Origin of the sequence: Pseudomonas sp. NFPP25, from assembly GCF_900116505.1 — a bacterium.
In the GTDB taxonomy this organism is placed as follows: domain Bacteria; phylum Pseudomonadota; class Gammaproteobacteria; order Pseudomonadales; family Pseudomonadaceae; genus Aquipseudomonas; species Aquipseudomonas protegens.
On the sequence record NZ_FPBG01000003.1, the window covers coordinates 358,431 to 374,380 of the forward strand.

Below are 15,950 nucleotides of genomic sequence, written 5' to 3' on the forward strand. Positions count from 1 at the left end.
TCCGCCTTCATGCGGCGCCCCCTGCGGTCATGGTTTTCAGGCTTTGGCGCGGTCCAGCAGGTATTGGGTCAGCAGGGGGACCGGACGGCCAGTGGCGCCCTTGTCCTTGCCACCGCTGGTCCAGGCAGTGCCGGCGATGTCCAGGTGCGCCCAGTTGAGGTTCTTGGTGAAGCGCGAGAGGAAGCAGGCGGCGGTGATGGTGCCGGCCTTTGGCCCGCCGATGTTGGCGATGTCGGCGAACGGGCTGTCCAGTTGCTCCTGGTACTCGTCGAACAACGGCAGTTGCCAGGCGCGGTCGTCGGCTTGCTGGCCGGCGCTGAGCAGTTGGCCGATCAGTTCGTCGTTGTTGCCCAGCAGGCCCGAAGTATGGGCGCCCAGGGCGACCACGCAGGCACCGGTGAGGGTGGCAATATCGATCACGGCCTGTGGCTTGAAGCGCTCGGAGTAGGTCAGGGCATCGCACAGCACCAGGCGGCCTTCGGCGTCGGTGTTGAGGATCTCCACGGTCTGCCCGCTCATGGTGGTGACGATGTCGCCAGGACGCGCGGCGCCACCGCTGGGCATGTTCTCGGCGCAGGCCAGGATGCACACCAGGTTGATCGGCAGCTTCAGCTCCAGCACGGCGCGCAGGGTGCCGAACACGCTGGCGGCGCCGCCCATGTCGTACTTCATTTCATCCATGCCGGCGCCCGGCTTGAGGCTGATGCCGCCGGTGTCGAAAGTGATGCCCTTGCCCACCAGGGCGAACGGCTTCTCGGACTTCTTGCCGCCGTTGTACTGCATGACGATCAGGCGTGGCGGCTGGTCGCTGCCCTGGCCCACGGCATAGAACGAGCCCATGCCCAGTTCCTTGATCTTCTTCTCGTCGAGGACCTCGACCTTCAGGCCCTTGAACTCCTTGCCCAGGGCCTTGGCCTGTTCGCCGAGGAAGGTCGGGTGGCAGACGTTCGGCGGCAGGTTGCCCAGGTCGCGGGTAAAGGCCATGCCGTTGGCGATGGCCTGGGCATGGGTCACGCCGCGCTGGACTTCGGCTTCGGCGGCCTTGATGGTCAGCAGGGTGATTTTCTTCAGGGCGCGGGGCTCGGCCTTCTGGCTCTTGTAGCGGTCGAAGACATAACCACCGTCCACCAGGGTTTCCGCCAGCAGGCGGGTCTTGCCGTAGCTGTCGCGGCCCTTGACCACGACTTCATCCAGCGCCAGCACGGCGTCGCTGCCGCCCAGGCCCTTGAGGGTGGTGAGCACGCCGCTGATGATCTTGCGGAACGGGCGGTCGCCCAGTTCGCCGTCCTTGCCGGTGCCTACCAGCAGCACCCGCTCGGCCTTGAGCTTGGCCACACCGTGCAGCAGCAGGCTCTGGCCGACCTTGCCGGCCAGGTCGCCGCGCTTGAGTACGGCGCTGATGGCGCCGCCGCTGAGTTCGTCGAGTTGCTTGGCAACGTTGCCGAGTTTGCGGCCTTCGCCGACGGCGACCACCAGGGTGGCGGTCTTCAACGTTTCCGGGCTAACGCTTTTTACAACCAGTTCCATGTCTGGGTCCCTGAATAAATGGTCAAAGAGCGCAGGAGGCTGTCCTGCGCCGAGCTTATCTATATAGAAGAAGACGCCGCATGCTGCCGACGACAAAGCCGCCAGTTTGAACCTCGCCGGTCGCGGCTGACAACCCTCGCATGGGCCAGTTTCGGCGCATTAGAGCGCTGGGTGAGCATCCTCCGTGACAGGCGCGCGCAATCACAGGATAATGCGCCATCTTTTTTCGGCGGCCCTGCGTCTGGGGCCGGCTCGATACGTTTGCTTGTTCGGCCGCCTTAGCCTGACAACCCTGGAGTGTCTGGTTTGATCGTCTTTCGTTATCTGTCCCGCGAAATCCTGCTGACCCTGAGTGCCGTGAGCGCGGTATTGCTGGTCATCATCATGAGCGGGCGCTTCGTCAAGTTCCTCGCGCAAGCCGCCTCGGGGGCCCTGGATCCGGGCTCGCTGTTCCTGATCATGGGGTTTCGCCTACCGGGCTTCTTGCAACTGATCCTGCCCCTGGGGCTGTTCCTCGGCATTCTCCTGGCTTACGGCCGGCTCTATCTCGAAAGCGAGATGACCGTGCTGTCGGCCACCGGCATGAGCCAGCAACGCCTGTTGGGCATAACCATGATCCCGGCGGCCCTGGTGGCCCTGCTGGTGGCCTGGCTGAGCCTGAGCCTGGCGCCCCAGGGTGCCAACCAGTTCCAGCTGTTGCTGAACAAGCAGGATGCCCTGACCGAGTTCGACACGCTGGTGGCGGGGCGCTTCCAGGCGCTCAACGACGGTACCCGGGTCACCTACACCGAGCAGTTGTCCGAAGACCGAACCAACCTGGGCGGCGTGTTCATTTCCGAGAAACGCCTGGGCCAGCAGAAAAAGGACGAGGGCATTTCGGTGCTGGTGGCCGAGAAGGGCCATCAGGACATTCGCCCCGACGGCAATCGCTACCTGATCCTGGAAAACGGCTATCGCTATGACGGCAACCCGGGCGAGGCCAACTACCGGGTGATCAAGTACGACACCTACGGTGTTTTGCTGGAGCGTCCGGACGTCAGCGACGAAGTCACCGATCGCGATGCCATGCCCACCGCTGACCTGATCGGCAAGGATGACCTGCGAGCCCGTGCCGAGCTGCAATGGCGCCTGTCCCTGCCATTGCTGGTGTTTATCGTGACCTTGATGGCGGTGCCGTTGTCCCGGGTCAACCCGCGCCAGGGCCGCTTCCTCAAGCTGATCCCGGCGATCCTGCTGTACATGGCCTACCTGACCATCCTGATCGCCGTGCGCGGTGCAATGGAGAAGGGCAAGATTTCCCCGGCCTTGGGGCTGTGGTGGGTGCACCTACTATTTCTGTTGATTGGCCTCGGCCTGATGTATTGGGAGCCGATGCGCTTGAAAATGGCGAGTCGTCGCAGCGTGAAGGAGATGGCTCGTGGTTAAGCTCGATCGCTACATCGGTAGCAGTGTGTTCATGGCTATCCTGGCGGTCCTGGGGATCATCCTCGGGCTGGCCTCGCTGTTTGCCTTCATTGATGAGATGGGGGCTGTCAACGAAACGTATACCGTGGTGGATGTAATGAGCTACGTGGCCCTCACTGCGCCGCGTCGGGTCTATGAAATGCTGCCGATGGCAGGCCTGATCGGCTGCCTGATCGGCCTTGGCAGCCTGGCCAGTAACAGCGAGTTGACCATCATGCGCGCGGCCGGTGTATCGGTGGGCCGTATTGTCTGGGCGGTCATGAAGCCCATGCTGGTGCTGATGCTGGTGGGCGTGCTGGTGGGTGAATACGTAGCGCCGGCCACCGAGACCCAGGCCCAGGCCAGTCGGGCCCTGGCCCAGGGTTCCGGCGATGCCCAGAGTTCCAAGCACGGCCTGTGGCACCGCCAGGGCGATGAATTCATCCATATCAACGCAGTGCAGCCCAATGGCCTGCTCTATGGCGTGACCCGCTACCACTTCGATGACCAGCGCCACATGCTGTCGTCGAGCTTCGCCCGGCAGGCCCGTTTCCACGAGGACTACTGGCAGCTGACGGATGTCACCACCACCTACTTCCGCGACGGTCATACCGAAGTCATCAGCGTGCCCGGCGAACGTTGGGATGTGGCCTTGAGCCCGCAACTGCTGAGCACCGTGGTGATGGCGCCGGAATCCCTGTCCATCAGCGGCCTGTGGGGCTACATCCACTACCTGGCCGACCAGGGCCTGAACAACGGTCGCTACTGGCTGGCGTTCTGGGTCAAGGTCCTGCAGCCGCTGGTGACGGCGGCGCTGGTATTGATGGCCATTTCCTTCATTTTCGGTCCGCTGCGTTCGGTGACCCTGGGTCAGCGGGTATTCACCGGCGTACTGGTGGGTTTCACCTTCCGCATCGCCCAGGATCTGCTGGGCCCTTCGAGCCTGGTATTTGGCTTTTCACCGTTGTTCGCGGTGCTGGTGCCTGCGGGTATCTGCGCGGTGGCGGGCGTCTGGCTGTTGCGCCGGGCCGGCTGATTCCGCGGCTTTGCCAGGGTTTTGACGTAACGCCCCGGTCCTTGGATCGGGGCGTTTTTGCATTTGACAAACGCTGACAGGCGAGCGTGACGCTTGTGCCGAGTATCAGGTACAATTCCCGGCTATTTTTCGGCGGGCCATGCCTGCAGCCTTTTTGAGTGTTCATCCGTGAGTGATTTGAGTCATATCCGCAATTTCTCCATCATCGCCCACATTGACCATGGCAAGTCGACTCTGGCCGATCGCTTCATCCAGATGTGCGGCGGCCTGGCCGAGCGCGAAATGGAAGCCCAGGTTCTGGATTCCATGGACCTTGAGCGTGAGCGCGGGATCACCATCAAGGCCCACAGCGTCACCCTCTATTACAAGGCCCGCGACGGCATTACCTACCAGCTGAACTTCATTGACACCCCGGGCCACGTGGACTTCACCTACGAAGTCAGCCGTTCCCTGGCGGCCTGTGAAGGTGCATTGCTGGTGGTGGACGCCGGCCAGGGCGTCGAAGCCCAGTCAGTTGCCAACTGCTACACCGCCATCGAGCAAGGCCTGGAAGTGATGCCGGTGCTGAACAAGATCGACCTGCCACAGGCCGATCCGGAGCGGGTCAAGGAAGAGATCGAGAAGATCATCGGTATCGATGCCACCGACGCCGTGACCTGCAGCGCCAAGACCGGCCTGGGCGTGGACGAGGTGCTCGAGCGCCTGGTGACCACCATTCCGGCACCGACCGGCAACATCGAAGACCCGCTGCAAGCCCTGATCATCGACTCCTGGTTCGACAACTACCTGGGCGTCGTGTCCCTGGTACGTGTACGTCATGGCCGGGTGAAGAAGGGCGACAAGATCCTGGTCAAGTCCACCGGCAAGATCCACCTGGTGGACAGCGTTGGTGTATTCAACCCGAAACACACCGCCACCACCGACCTCAAGGCCGGTGAAGTGGGCTTCATCATCGCGGGCATCAAGGACATTCACGGCGCGCCCGTGGGTGACACCCTGACCCTGAGCTCGACCCCGGACGTTGAAGTGCTGCCGGGTTTCAAGCGCATCCAACCCCAGGTCTACGCCGGCCTGTTCCCGGTCAGCTCCGACGACTTCGAGGATTTCCGCGAAGCCCTGCAGAAGCTCACCCTGAACGACTCTTCCCTGCAGTACACCCCGGAAAGCTCCGACGCCCTGGGCTTCGGCTTCCGCTGCGGGTTCCTCGGCATGCTGCACATGGAGATCATCCAGGAGCGCCTGGAGCGCGAGTACGACCTGGACCTGATCACCACCGCACCGACGGTAATCTTCGAGCTGCAACTGAAGAACGGTGAAACGATCTACGTCGACAACCCGTCCAAGCTTCCGGATCTGTCGGCGATCGAAGACATGCGCGAGCCGATCGTGCGGGCCAATATTCTTGTGCCGCAAGAGCACCTGGGCAACGTCATAACCCTGTGCATCGAGAAGCGCGGCGTGCAGCACGACATGCTGTTCCTCGGCAGCCAGGTCCAGGTGACCTACGACCTGCCGATGAACGAAGTGGTCCTGGACTTCTTCGACCGCCTGAAATCCACCAGCCGCGGCTATGCTTCGCTGGATTACCATTTCGATCGTTACCAGTCGGCTAATCTGGTGAAACTGGATGTGCTGATCAACGGTGAGAAGGTCGACGCCCTGGCGTTGATCGTGCACCGTGACAACGCCCACTACAAAGGGCGTGCGCTGACCGAAAAGATGAAAGAACTGATTCCTCGGCAGATGTTTGACGTGGCAATCCAGGCCGCCATTGGCGGGCAGATTGTGGCGCGGACAACCGTCAAGGCACTCAGAAAGAACGTACTGGCCAAATGCTACGGCGGCGACGTTAGCCGTAAGCGCAAGCTGTTGGAAAAGCAGAAGGCCGGTAAGAAACGCATGAAGCAAGTGGGTAACGTGGAAATTCCACAAGAAGCCTTCCTTGCCGTGCTCAGGTTGGATAGTTAGGTCCTATGTCACTAAATTTCCCGCTGTTGCTGGTCATCGCTGTCTTCGTTTGCGGTCTCTTGGCGTTGCTCGACCTGGTGTTCCTGGCACCGCGCCGGCGTGCCGCCATTGCCAACTATCAGGGCAGCGTCAGCCAGCCGGACGGGGTGGTGGTCGAGAAACTGAGCAAAGAGCCGCTGCTGGTTGAATACGGCAAGTCGTTCTTTCCGGTGCTGTTCATCGTCCTGGTGCTGCGTTCGTTCCTGGTGGAGCCGTTCCAGATTCCATCGGGCTCGATGAAGCCGACCCTGGATGTGGGCGACTTCATCCTGGTGAACAAGTTTTCCTACGGGATCCGCTTGCCGGTGATCGACAAGAAGGTCATCGAAGTCGGTGATCCGCAGCGCGGCGATGTGATGGTGTTCCGCTACCCAAGCGATCCGAACGTCAACTACATCAAGCGTGTGGTCGGCCTGCCGGGTGATGAAGTGCGCTACACCAGCGACAAGCACCTGTTCGTCAACGGTCAGCCGGTGGCGGAGCAACTGGTGGGGGCTGAACCCGGCACCTTGGGCAGCGCCGAGCTGTACAAGGAAAAACTGGGCGCCGCCGAGCACTTGATCCGCAAGGAAATGAGCCGTTACCGGGCGACCCCGGACGGTCGCTGGGTGGTGCCGGCCGGGCACTACTTCATGATGGGCGACAACCGCGACAACTCTAACGACAGTCGCTACTGGGACGATCCAAGTATTCCCAAGGACCTGCTGGGCATGGTTCCCGACAAGAATATCGTCGGCAAGGCCTTCGCAGTCTGGATGAGCTGGCCCGAACCGAAACTCAGCCACCTGCCGAATTTCTCGCGGGTTGGCCTGATCAAGTAATCACACGCGGCGCTGTTGAACACAGCGCCGAATGCTTTTCTGGCTCTTGTATAAAACGGCCTTGCCCTTGGGCGACCCGTAACAGCCTTATCGCCAGAAGCATGCAGTCAACGATATTCAGGATGTAAATTTGAACACAGCGTTAATTGCCACCCGCACCTCGTGCGCGGCCCCTGGGATGGCGAGTTTCGGCAACGAAACCAGCGTGGGTAAACCGTGAGCGTTTCTTTGAGCCGTCTCGAGCGTCAGCTCGGTTATTCCTTCAAGGACCAGGAGCTGATGCTGCTGGCCCTCACTCACCGCAGCTTTGCCGGGCGCAACAACGAACGCCTGGAGTTTCTCGGTGACGCCATTCTCAACTTCGTTGCCGGCGAGGCGCTGTTCGAGCGCTTTCCCCAGGCCCGCGAAGGCCAGTTGTCGCGTTTGCGCGCGCGTCTGGTGAAAGGTGAAACACTGGCGGTGCTGGCCCGTGGTTTCGACCTGGGCGAGTACCTGCGCCTGGGCTCCGGCGAATTGAAGAGCGGCGGTTTCCGTCGTGAGTCGATCCTTGCCGATGCCCTGGAGGCCCTGATTGGTGCGATCTACCTGGACGCCGGCATGGAGACTGCCCGTGACCGCGTGCTGTCCTGGCTGGCCTCGGAGTTCGAGAGCCTGACCCTGGTGGACACCAACAAGGACCCCAAGACCCGGCTGCAGGAATTCCTCCAGTCCCGCGCCTGCGAATTGCCACGTTACGAAGTGGTGGATATCCAGGGCGAACCGCATTGCCGGACATTCTTCGTTGAATGTGAAGTCACCTTATTGAATGAAAAAAGCCGAGGTCAGGGTGTGAGCCGCCGTATTGCCGAACAGGTAGCGGCCGCCGCAGCACTGATTGCCCTGGGCGTGGAGAATGGCCATGACTGATTCAACTGCAACACGCTGTGGCTATGTCGCCATCGTCGGCCGCCCCAACGTGGGCAAGTCGACGCTGCTCAACCACATCCTCGGCCAGAAGCTGGCGATCACCTCGCGCAAGCCCCAGACCACTCGTCACAACATGCTCGGGATCAAGACCGAAGGCGCCATCCAGGCGATCTACGTCGATACCCCCGGTATGCACAAGAGCAACGAGAAGGCGCTGAACCGCTACATGAACAAGACCGCTTCGGCGGCGTTGAAAGACGTCGACGTGGTGATCTTCGTGGTCGATCGCACCAAGTGGACCGACGAAGACCAACTGGTGCTGGAGCGTGTGCAGTACGTGCAGGGCCCGGTAATCCTGGCGATCAACAAGACCGATCGCATCGAGGACAAGGCCGAGCTGATGCCGCACCTGACCTGGCTGCAGGAGCAACTGCCGAACGCCGAGATCGTGCCGGTCTCCGCCCAGCAGGGCCACAACCTCGAAGCCCTGGAAGGCCTGATCGCCAAGCACCTGCCGGAGAACGACCACTTCTTCCCGGAAGACCAGATCACCGACCGCAGCAGCCGCTTCCTCGCCGCCGAACTGGTGCGGGAAAAAATCATGCGTCAGCTCGGTGCCGAGCTGCCCTACCAGATCACCGTGGAAATCGAAGAGTTCAAGCAGCAGGGCAAGACCCTGCATATCCATGCCTTGATCCTCGTCGAGCGCGACGGCCAGAAGAAAATCATCATTGGCGACAAGGGTGAGCGGATCAAGCGCATCGGCATGGAGGCGCGCAAGGACATGGAACTGCTGTTCGATTCCAAGGTCATGCTCAACCTCTGGGTCAAGGTCAAGGGCGGCTGGTCCGACGACGAACGCGCCCTGCGCTCGCTGGGCTACGGCGACCTCTGATGCACTTCGCCGGCAAGCCGGCTCCTGCACCTTCCTGTAGGAGCCGGCTTGCCGGCGAACAGCTGCAACCCCTTCTCCGGACCCGGTTCCCTCTCTTCCCCTGAGATCCCCCGCAACCATGTCCAGCAACGCCCCAGTCGGCCAACTCGCCTACGTCCTGCACAGCCGCGCCTACCGCGAAAGCAGTGCCCTGGTGGATTTTCTTACCCCCCAAGGTCGCCTGCGAGCGGTGCTGCGCAATGCCCGGGGCAAGGCCGGGACCCTGGCGCGGCCCTTCGTGCCCCTGGAGGTCGAGTTTCGCGGCCGTGGCGAACTGAAGAACGTCGGGCGCATGGAAAGTGCCGGCATTGCCGCATGGCTCAATGGCGAGGCCTTGTTCAGCGGCCTCTATCTGAACGAGCTGCTGATTCGCCTGCTGCCGGCGGAAGATCCCCATCCCGCGGTATTCGACCACTACGCTGCCACGCTGCTGGCCCTGGCCGAAGGCCGTCCCCTGGAGCCTCTGCTGCGGGCCTTTGAGTGGCGCCTGCTGGATGACCTGGGCTACGGCTTTGCCCTGGACAGCGACATCCATGGCGCCCCCATCGCTGCCGACGGCCTGTACCGCCTACAGGTGGATGCCGGGCTGGAGCAGGTGTTCCTGCTGCAGCCGGGGCTGTTCAACGGCACCGAGTTGCTGGCCATGGCCGATGCCGACTGGAGCGCACCCGGCGCGCTGTCGGCGGCCAAGCGCCTGATGCGCCAGGCCCTGGCGGTGCACCTGGGCGGCCGGCCCCTGGTCAGTCGCGAGTTGTTTCGCAAGCCTTAGTCTCCCCGTATGCTGTGCGCCGAATCTTCATTTATTCAGGAGCGCTTCCGTGACCACCAGCAATCGCATTCTTCTTGGCGTGAACATCGACCACGTTGCCACCCTGCGCCAGGCACGGGGCACCCGTTACCCGGACCCGGTCAAGGCAGCGCTGGACGCGGAAGAGGCGGGCGCCGACGGCATCACCGTGCACCTGCGCGAAGATCGCCGGCATATCCAGGAGCGCGACGTGCTGCTGCTCAAGGACGTGCTGCAGACCCGCATGAACTTCGAAATGGGCGTCACCGAAGAGATGATGGCTTTTGCCGAGCGTATCCGTCCGGCACATATCTGCCTGGTGCCGGAAACCCGCCAGGAGCTCACCACCGAAGGCGGCCTGGATGTGGCGGGGCAGGAGGCGCGGATCAAGGCGGCGGTAGAGCGGCTGTCGAAAATCGGTTCCGAAGTGTCCCTTTTCATCGACGCCGACGAGCGTCAGATCGAGGCCTCCAAGCGGGTCGGCGCGCCGGCCATCGAACTGCACACCGGGCGTTATGCCGATGCCCAGACGCCCAGTGAAGTGGCCGAGGAGCTGCAGCGTATCGTCGACGGCGTTGCTGTTGGCCTGGCCCAGGGGCTGATCGTCAACGCCGGCCATGGCCTGCATTACCACAACGTCGAGGCGGTGGCGGCGATCAAGGGCATCAACGAGCTGAACATCGGCCATGCCCTGGTGGCCCACGCTCTGTTTGTCGGTTTCAAAGGTGCGGTGGCTGAGATGAAGGCCTTGATCCTGGCGGCTGCGGCCAAGGCCTGAATCGCCTTCGCCGGCCAGCCGGTTCCTGCACAACCTGCGTAGGAGCCGGCTGGCCGGCGAATGCTTTTAAAGCGGCGGATTCTCTTCCGGCGGCTTGGTCTTGTTGACCCCGGGTACGTGCAGGTTGCCTTCGGCGACCTGGTCGCCTTCCAGCTGCGGCTGGGTCACCCAGGTGAGAATGTCGTAGTAGCGACGGATGTTGGCGACGAAATGCACGGGCTCGCCGCCCCGGGCATAGCCGTAGCGGGTCTTGCTGTACCACTGCTTCTGCGACAGGCGCGGCAGCATCTTCTTCACATCCAGCCACTTGTTCGGGTTCAGGCCTTCTTTCTCGGCCAGCTTACGCGCATCGTCCAGGTGGCCGGTGCCGACGTTATAGGCGGCCAGGGCGAACCAGGTGCGGTCCGGTTCCTCGATCTTGTCGTCCAGCTGTTCCTTGATATAGGCCAGGTACTTGGCCCCGCCGCTGATGCTCTGCTTGGGGTCCAGGCGGTTGGAGACGCCCATGGCCTGGGCGGTGTTCTGGGTCAGCATCATCAGCCCGCGCACCCCGGTCTTGGAGGTGACCTCGGCCTGCCACATCGATTCCTGATAGCCCACCGCCGCCAGCAGGCGCCAGTCGAGCTTTTCCTGCTTGGCCGACGCCTTGAAGTGCTTCTCGTACTTGGGCAGGCGTTGCTGCAGGTGCTGGGCAAAGGTGTAGGCGCCGACATAGCCGAGCACGTCCACATGGCCGTAGTAGCGGTCCTTCAGGCGTTGCAGGGTGCCGTTCTTCTCGACCTTGTCGAGGAAACTGTTGATCTCGTTGAGCAGGCTGTTGTCGTCGCCTGCGGCCACGGCCCAGCTCTGGCTGCGGGCGTCGCCCAGGTCAAAGGCCACTCGCACATTGGGGAAGTAGACCTGGTTCATCGCCAGTTCGTTGGAGTCCACCAGGGTCAGGTCGATCTGCCCTTCGTCCACCATGCGCAGCAGGTCCACCACTTCCACGGCGTCCGACTCTTCGTATTCGATGCCGGGGTACTTGAGCTTGAGTTCCGCCAGTTGTTCGGCGTGGGTGCTGCCCTTGAGCACCATGATGTGCTTGCCCACCAGGTCTTGCGCGGTGGTGGGGCGGGAACGGCCATTGCGATAGATGACCTGGGGCGTGACCTCCAGATAGGGGTGGGAGAACCGCACCTGCTGCTTGCGCTGCTCGCTGCTCACCAGGCCGGCGGCGGCCAGGACCGGGCCCTTGGGCTGGCCCAGCTGGTCGAATAGGTCGTCGAGGTTGTCGGCGGTCTCGATCTTGAGCTCCACCCCCAGATCGTCGGCAAAGCGTTTCACCAGCTCGTATTCGAAGCCGGTTTCACCGTTGCGATCCTGAAAGTAGGTGGCAGGGCTGTTACGGGTGACCACCCGCAGCACACCATCCTCCTTTACGCGCTCGAGCGTGCTGGGTTTCTCAACACAGGCGCCGAGCATCAGGAAGAGTCCGGTAACGATGAGCCACTTGGCGCAGCGCGGACGTAAAGCCATAGGGGAAAACATTGGCGCAGTATACGCAAAGGATAACGGCCGCCATATCTCGACAGCGAAGGGCTTGTCTGCTAGCGATGGTCGAGCCGGGCTGAAGGCCTCAGGAATGGGGCCTGGGCGCTGAATGTGACGTTTAAAATAACCACCGGCAATGACCCTGATGAGGCTTTGTTATAGGGGGCTGGCCCCGGGCCGACGTCCGGAGGCGCCCGGGGGTTGCGTTTCGAGTGCCGATGCCAGCGGTTTACGTTAGAATGCACGGCCTCAAAGCACACCCCCTTCCCGAGGCTGTCCCGAAGATGTTGATCCTGCGCGGCGCTCCTGCCCTTTCTGCCTTTCGCCACAGCAAACTCCTTGAGCAACTGAGCCAGAAAGTACCGGCTGTCAGTGGCTTGTATGCTGAATTCGCTCACTTCGCCGAAGTCACCGGCGTCCTGACCGGCGACGAACAGCAGGTGCTTGCGCGCCTTCTGAAGTACGGCCCCAGCGTTCCGGTACAAGAGCCGACCGGCCGTCTGTTCCTGGTCCTGCCACGTTTCGGCACCATTTCGCCGTGGTCGAGCAAGGCCAGCGACATCGCCCGCAACTGTGGCCTGGCGAAGATCCAGCGCCTGGAGCGCGGCATCGCCTTCTATGTGGCCGGTGAGTTCAGCGAGGCCGAGGCCCAACTGATCGCCGACGCCCTGCACGACCGCATGACCCAGATCGTGGTGGCCAACCTGGAACAGGCCGCCGGCCTGTTCAGCCACGCCGAACCCAAGCCGCTGACCGCCATCGACATCCTCGGCGGTGGCCGTGCTGCGCTGGAGCAGGCCAATAGCGAGCTGGGCCTGGCCCTGGCCGAAGACGAAATCGATTACCTGATGAACGCCTTCCAGGGCCTCAAGCGTAATCCCCACGACATCGAACTGATGATGTTCGCCCAGGCCAACTCCGAGCACTGCCGCCACAAGATCTTCAACGCCAGTTGGGATATCGACGGCCAGAGCCAGGAAAAAAGCCTGTTCGGCATGATCAAGAACACCTATCAGATGCACAACGAAGGTGTGCTCTCCGCCTATAAGGACAATGCCGCGGTCATCGTCGGTTCGGTTGCCGGGCGCTTCTATCCGAACCCTGAGACCCGCCAGTACGGTGCGGTACAGGAGCCGGTGCACATCCTGATGAAGGTCGAGACCCACAACCACCCGACCGCCATCGCGCCGTTCCCGGGGGCCTCCACCGGTTCCGGCGGCGAAATCCGCGACGAAGGCGCCACCGGGCGCGGCGCCAAGCCCAAGGCCGGCCTCACCGGTTTCACCGTTTCCAACCTGCAGATCCCGGGCTTCGAACAGCCGTGGGAAGTGCCGTACGGCAAGCCTGAGCGCATCGTCACCGCCCTCGACATCATGATCGAAGGCCCACTGGGTGGCGCGGCGTTCAACAACGAATTCGGCCGTCCGGCCCTGACCGGTTATTTCCGCACCTTCGAGCAATCCATTACCACGCCTCGTGGCGATGAAGTTCGCGGTTACCACAAGCCGATCATGCTGGCAGGCGGCATGGGCAACATCCGTGACGAGCACGTGCAGAAAGGCGAGATCACCGTCGGCTCCAAGCTGATCGTGCTCGGCGGCCCGGCGATGCTCATCGGCCTGGGCGGCGGCGCCGCTTCCTCCATGGCCACCGGCACCAGCTCGGCGGACCTGGATTTTGCTTCGGTACAGCGTGAAAACCCTGAGATGGAACGCCGTTGCCAGGAAGTCATCGACCGTTGCTGGCAACTGGGGGATAACAACCCCATCAGCTTCATCCACGACGTCGGCGCCGGTGGCCTGTCCAACGCCTTCCCGGAACTGGTCAACGATGGCGGCCGTGGCGGTCGCTTCGAACTGCGCAACATCCCCAACGACGAGCCGGGCATGGCCCCGCACGAAATCTGGTCCAACGAATCCCAGGAGCGTTATGTCCTGGCGGTAGGCGCTGCGGATTTCGAACGTTTCAAGGCCATCTGCGAGCGTGAGCGCTGCCCGTTCGCGGTGGTCGGCGAAGCCACTGCCGAACCACAGTTGACCGTGACCGACAGCCACTTCGGCAACAGCCCGGTGGACATGCCGCTGGAAGTGCTGCTGGGCAAGGCCCCGCGCATGCACCGTTCGGCCGTACGGGAAAACGAGTTGGGTGACGATTTCGATCCAAGCACCCTGGATATCGCCGAGAGCATCGAGCGCGTCCTGCACCACCCGGCCGTGGCCAGCAAGAGCTTCCTGATCACCATCGGCGACCGCACCATCACCGGCCTCGTGGCCCGCGACCAGATGGTCGGCCCATGGCAGGTGCCGGTGGCTGACGTGGCCGTGACCGCCACCAGCTTCGACGTCTACACCGGTGAGGCCATGGCCATGGGCGAGCGCACGCCGCTGGCCCTGCTGGACGCCCCGGCGTCCGGCCGCATGGCGATCGGTGAGACGCTGACCAACATCGCGGCCTCGCGCATCAACAAGATCAGCGACATCAAGCTCTCCGCCAACTGGATGTCCGCAGCCGGCCACCCGGGCGAAGACGCGCGCCTGTACGACACCGTCAAGGCAGTGGGCATGGAGCTGTGCCCAGAGCTGGGCATCACCATCCCGGTGGGCAAGGACTCCATGTCCATGGCCACCCGCTGGAACGAAGAGGGCGTGGACAAGAGCGTCACCTCGCCGCTGTCGCTGATCGTCACTGGCTTCGCACCCGTAGCGGACATTCGCCAGACCCTGACCCCGCAACTGCGCATGGACAAGGGCACCACCGACCTGATCCTGATCGACCTCGGTCGCGGGCAGAACCGCATGGGCGCCTCGATCCTCGCCCAGACCCACGGCAAGCTCGGCAGCCAGGCACCGGACGTGGATGATGCGGAAGACCTCAAGGCCTTCTTCGCGGTGATCCAGGGCCTCAACGCCGACGGTCACCTGCTGGCCTACCACGACCGTTCCGATGGCGGCCTGCTGGTCAGCGCCGTGGAAATGGCCTTCGCCGGCCATTGCGGCCTGAACCTGAGCCTCGACGCCGTGGCGGAAAACACCGCCGAAATCGCCGCCATCCTGTTCAACGAAGAGCTGGGTGCGGTGATCCAGGTGCGCCAGGACGCTACTCCGGACGTGCTGGCCCAGTTCAGCGCCGCCGGCCTGGGCGATTGCGTGGCCGTGATCGGCCAGCCGATCAACAACGGTGAAGTGAGCATCTCCTACAACGGCGAAAGCGTGTTCACCGGCCAGCGCCGCCTGCTGCAGCGTCAGTGGGCAGAAACCAGCTACCAGATCCAGCGCCTGCGGGACAACGCCGACTGCGCCGAGCAGGAATTCGATGTGGTACTGGAAGAAGACAACCCGGGCCTGAGCGTCAAGCTGGGCTTCGACGTCAACCAGGACATCGCCGCGCCTTACATCAAGAAAGGCGTGCGTCCACAGGTGGCGGTACTGCGTGAGCAGGGCGTCAACGGCCAGGTGGAAATGGCAGCGGCCTTTGACCGCGCCGGCTTCAACGCCATCGACGTGCACATGAGCGATATCCTCGCCGGTCGTGTCGACCTCAACGACTTCAAGGGCATGGTTGCCTGCGGTGGCTTCTCCTACGGCGACGTACTGGGCGCCGGTGAAGGCTGGGCCAAGTCGGCGCTGTTCAACAGCCGCGCCCGCGACGCCTTCCAGGGCTTCTTCGAACGTACCGACAGCTTCACCCTGGGTGTGTGCAACGGTTGCCAGATGATGTCCAACCTGCACGAACTGATCCCGGGCAGCGAGTTCTGGCCGCACTTCGTGCGCAACCGCTCCGAGCAGTTCGAAGCCCGGGTGGCCATGGTCCAGGTGCAGGAGTCGAACTCGATCTTCCTGCAGGGCATGGCCGGTTCGCGGATGCCGATCGCCATCGCCCACGGTGAAGGCCATGCGGAGTTCGAAAGCGAAGAGGCATTGCTGGAAGCCGACCTGTCCGGTTGCGTGGCCCTGCGCTTCGTCGACAACCACGGCAAGGTCACCGAGCGCTACCCGGCCAACCCCAACGGTTCGCCGCGCGGGATCACCGGCCTCACCAGCCGCGACGGCCGCGTCACCATCATGATGCCGCACCCTGAGCGGGTGTTCCGTGCCGTGCAGAACTCCTGGCGCCCGGATGAGTGGAACGAAGATGGGGCGTGGATGCGCATGTTCCGTAACGCTCGGGTTTGGGTGAACTGA

11 protein-coding genes are annotated in these 15,950 nt (G+C 62.8%); 9 read left to right on the forward strand and 2 right to left on the reverse strand.

What is annotated here, in order from left to right; genetic code table 11:
• Positions 1-36: 36 nt before the first annotated feature.
• Positions 37-1,527 (reverse strand): leucyl aminopeptidase, encoded by a 1,491-nt coding sequence (locus BM382_RS13690; RefSeq protein ID WP_011059416.1) that lies wholly within the window; start codon positions 1,525-1,527, stop codon positions 37-39.
• Positions 1,528-1,833: 306 nt separating this feature from the next.
• Here BM382_RS13690 and lptF point away from each other — a divergent pair, with 306 nt between their 5' ends.
• The 8 genes from lptF (at position 1,834) to pdxJ (ending at position 10,239) form a co-directional block, all read left to right on the forward strand.
• On the forward strand, positions 1,834-2,952 hold the full coding sequence (gene lptF / locus BM382_RS13695) for an LPS export ABC transporter permease LptF (RefSeq protein ID WP_072443082.1): 1,119 nt from the start codon (positions 1,834-1,836) through the stop codon (positions 2,950-2,952).
• The gene (gene lptG, locus BM382_RS13700; RefSeq protein WP_011059418.1) at positions 2,945-4,006 is read left to right on the forward strand and encodes an LPS export ABC transporter permease LptG; all 1,062 of its coding nucleotides are present in this window, start codon (positions 2,945-2,947) and stop codon (positions 4,004-4,006) included. The genes lptF and lptG overlap by 8 nt, the downstream gene beginning before the upstream one ends.
• Positions 4,007-4,174: 168 nt before the next feature.
• Positions 4,175-5,974: a translation elongation factor 4 gene (gene lepA / locus BM382_RS13705; RefSeq protein WP_011059419.1), complete on the forward strand. Its 1,800-nt coding sequence runs from the start codon at positions 4,175-4,177 to the stop codon at positions 5,972-5,974.
• Between the two features lie 5 nt (positions 5,975-5,979).
• A complete protein-coding gene (lepB, locus tag BM382_RS13710; RefSeq protein WP_011059420.1) occupies positions 5,980-6,834 on the forward strand; it encodes a signal peptidase I in 855 nt (284 codons plus the stop codon).
• Between the two features lie 216 nt (positions 6,835-7,050).
• Positions 7,051-7,740 (forward strand): ribonuclease III, encoded by a 690-nt coding sequence (gene rnc / locus BM382_RS13715; RefSeq protein WP_011059421.1) that lies wholly within the window; start codon positions 7,051-7,053, stop codon positions 7,738-7,740.
• Positions 7,733-8,635: a GTPase Era gene (gene era / locus BM382_RS13720; protein ID WP_019094760.1), complete on the forward strand. Its 903-nt coding sequence runs from the start codon at positions 7,733-7,735 to the stop codon at positions 8,633-8,635. Before rnc ends, era begins: the two co-directional genes overlap by 8 nt.
• A gap of 118 nt (positions 8,636-8,753) precedes the next feature.
• Entirely contained in the window at positions 8,754-9,443 is a 690-nt protein-coding gene (recO, locus tag BM382_RS13725; RefSeq protein WP_011059423.1) for a DNA repair protein RecO, read from the forward strand.
• 49 nt (positions 9,444-9,492) lie between these two features.
• Positions 9,493-10,239 carry a pyridoxine 5'-phosphate synthase gene (gene pdxJ / locus BM382_RS13730; RefSeq protein WP_011059424.1) on the forward strand — a complete coding sequence of 249 codons (747 nt, stop codon included), beginning with the start codon at positions 9,493-9,495 and terminating at the stop codon, positions 10,237-10,239.
• Between the two features lie 66 nt (positions 10,240-10,305).
• On the opposite strand, the gene mltF is transcribed toward pdxJ, so the two are convergent.
• On the reverse strand, positions 10,306-11,766 hold the full coding sequence (gene mltF, locus BM382_RS13735) for a membrane-bound lytic murein transglycosylase MltF (RefSeq protein ID WP_011059425.1): 1,461 nt from the start codon (positions 11,764-11,766) through the stop codon (positions 10,306-10,308).
• A gap of 287 nt (positions 11,767-12,053) precedes the next feature.
• Here mltF and purL point away from each other — a divergent pair, with 287 nt between their 5' ends.
• A complete protein-coding gene (purL, locus tag BM382_RS13740; protein WP_011059426.1) occupies positions 12,054-15,950 on the forward strand; it encodes a phosphoribosylformylglycinamidine synthase in 3,897 nt (1,298 codons plus the stop codon).

Bases quoted from the DNA above. Each gene is read 5' to 3' on its own strand.
- purL (WP_011059426.1), top strand. From the start codon at position 12,054: ATGTTGATCCTGCGCGGCGCTCCTGCCCTTTCTGCCTTTCGCCACAGC.
- mltF (WP_011059425.1), bottom strand. From the start codon at position 11,766: ATGTTTTCCCCTATGGCTTTACGTCCGCGCTGCGCCAAGTGGCTCATC.
- lepB (WP_011059420.1), top strand. From the start codon at position 5,980: ATGTCACTAAATTTCCCGCTGTTGCTGGTCATCGCTGTCTTCGTTTGC.
- recO (WP_011059423.1), top strand. From the start codon at position 8,754: ATGTCCAGCAACGCCCCAGTCGGCCAACTCGCCTACGTCCTGCACAGC.
- era (WP_019094760.1), top strand. From the start codon at position 7,733: ATGACTGATTCAACTGCAACACGCTGTGGCTATGTCGCCATCGTCGGC.
- BM382_RS13690 (WP_011059416.1), bottom strand. From the start codon at position 1,527: ATGGAACTGGTTGTAAAAAGCGTTAGCCCGGAAACGTTGAAGACCGCC.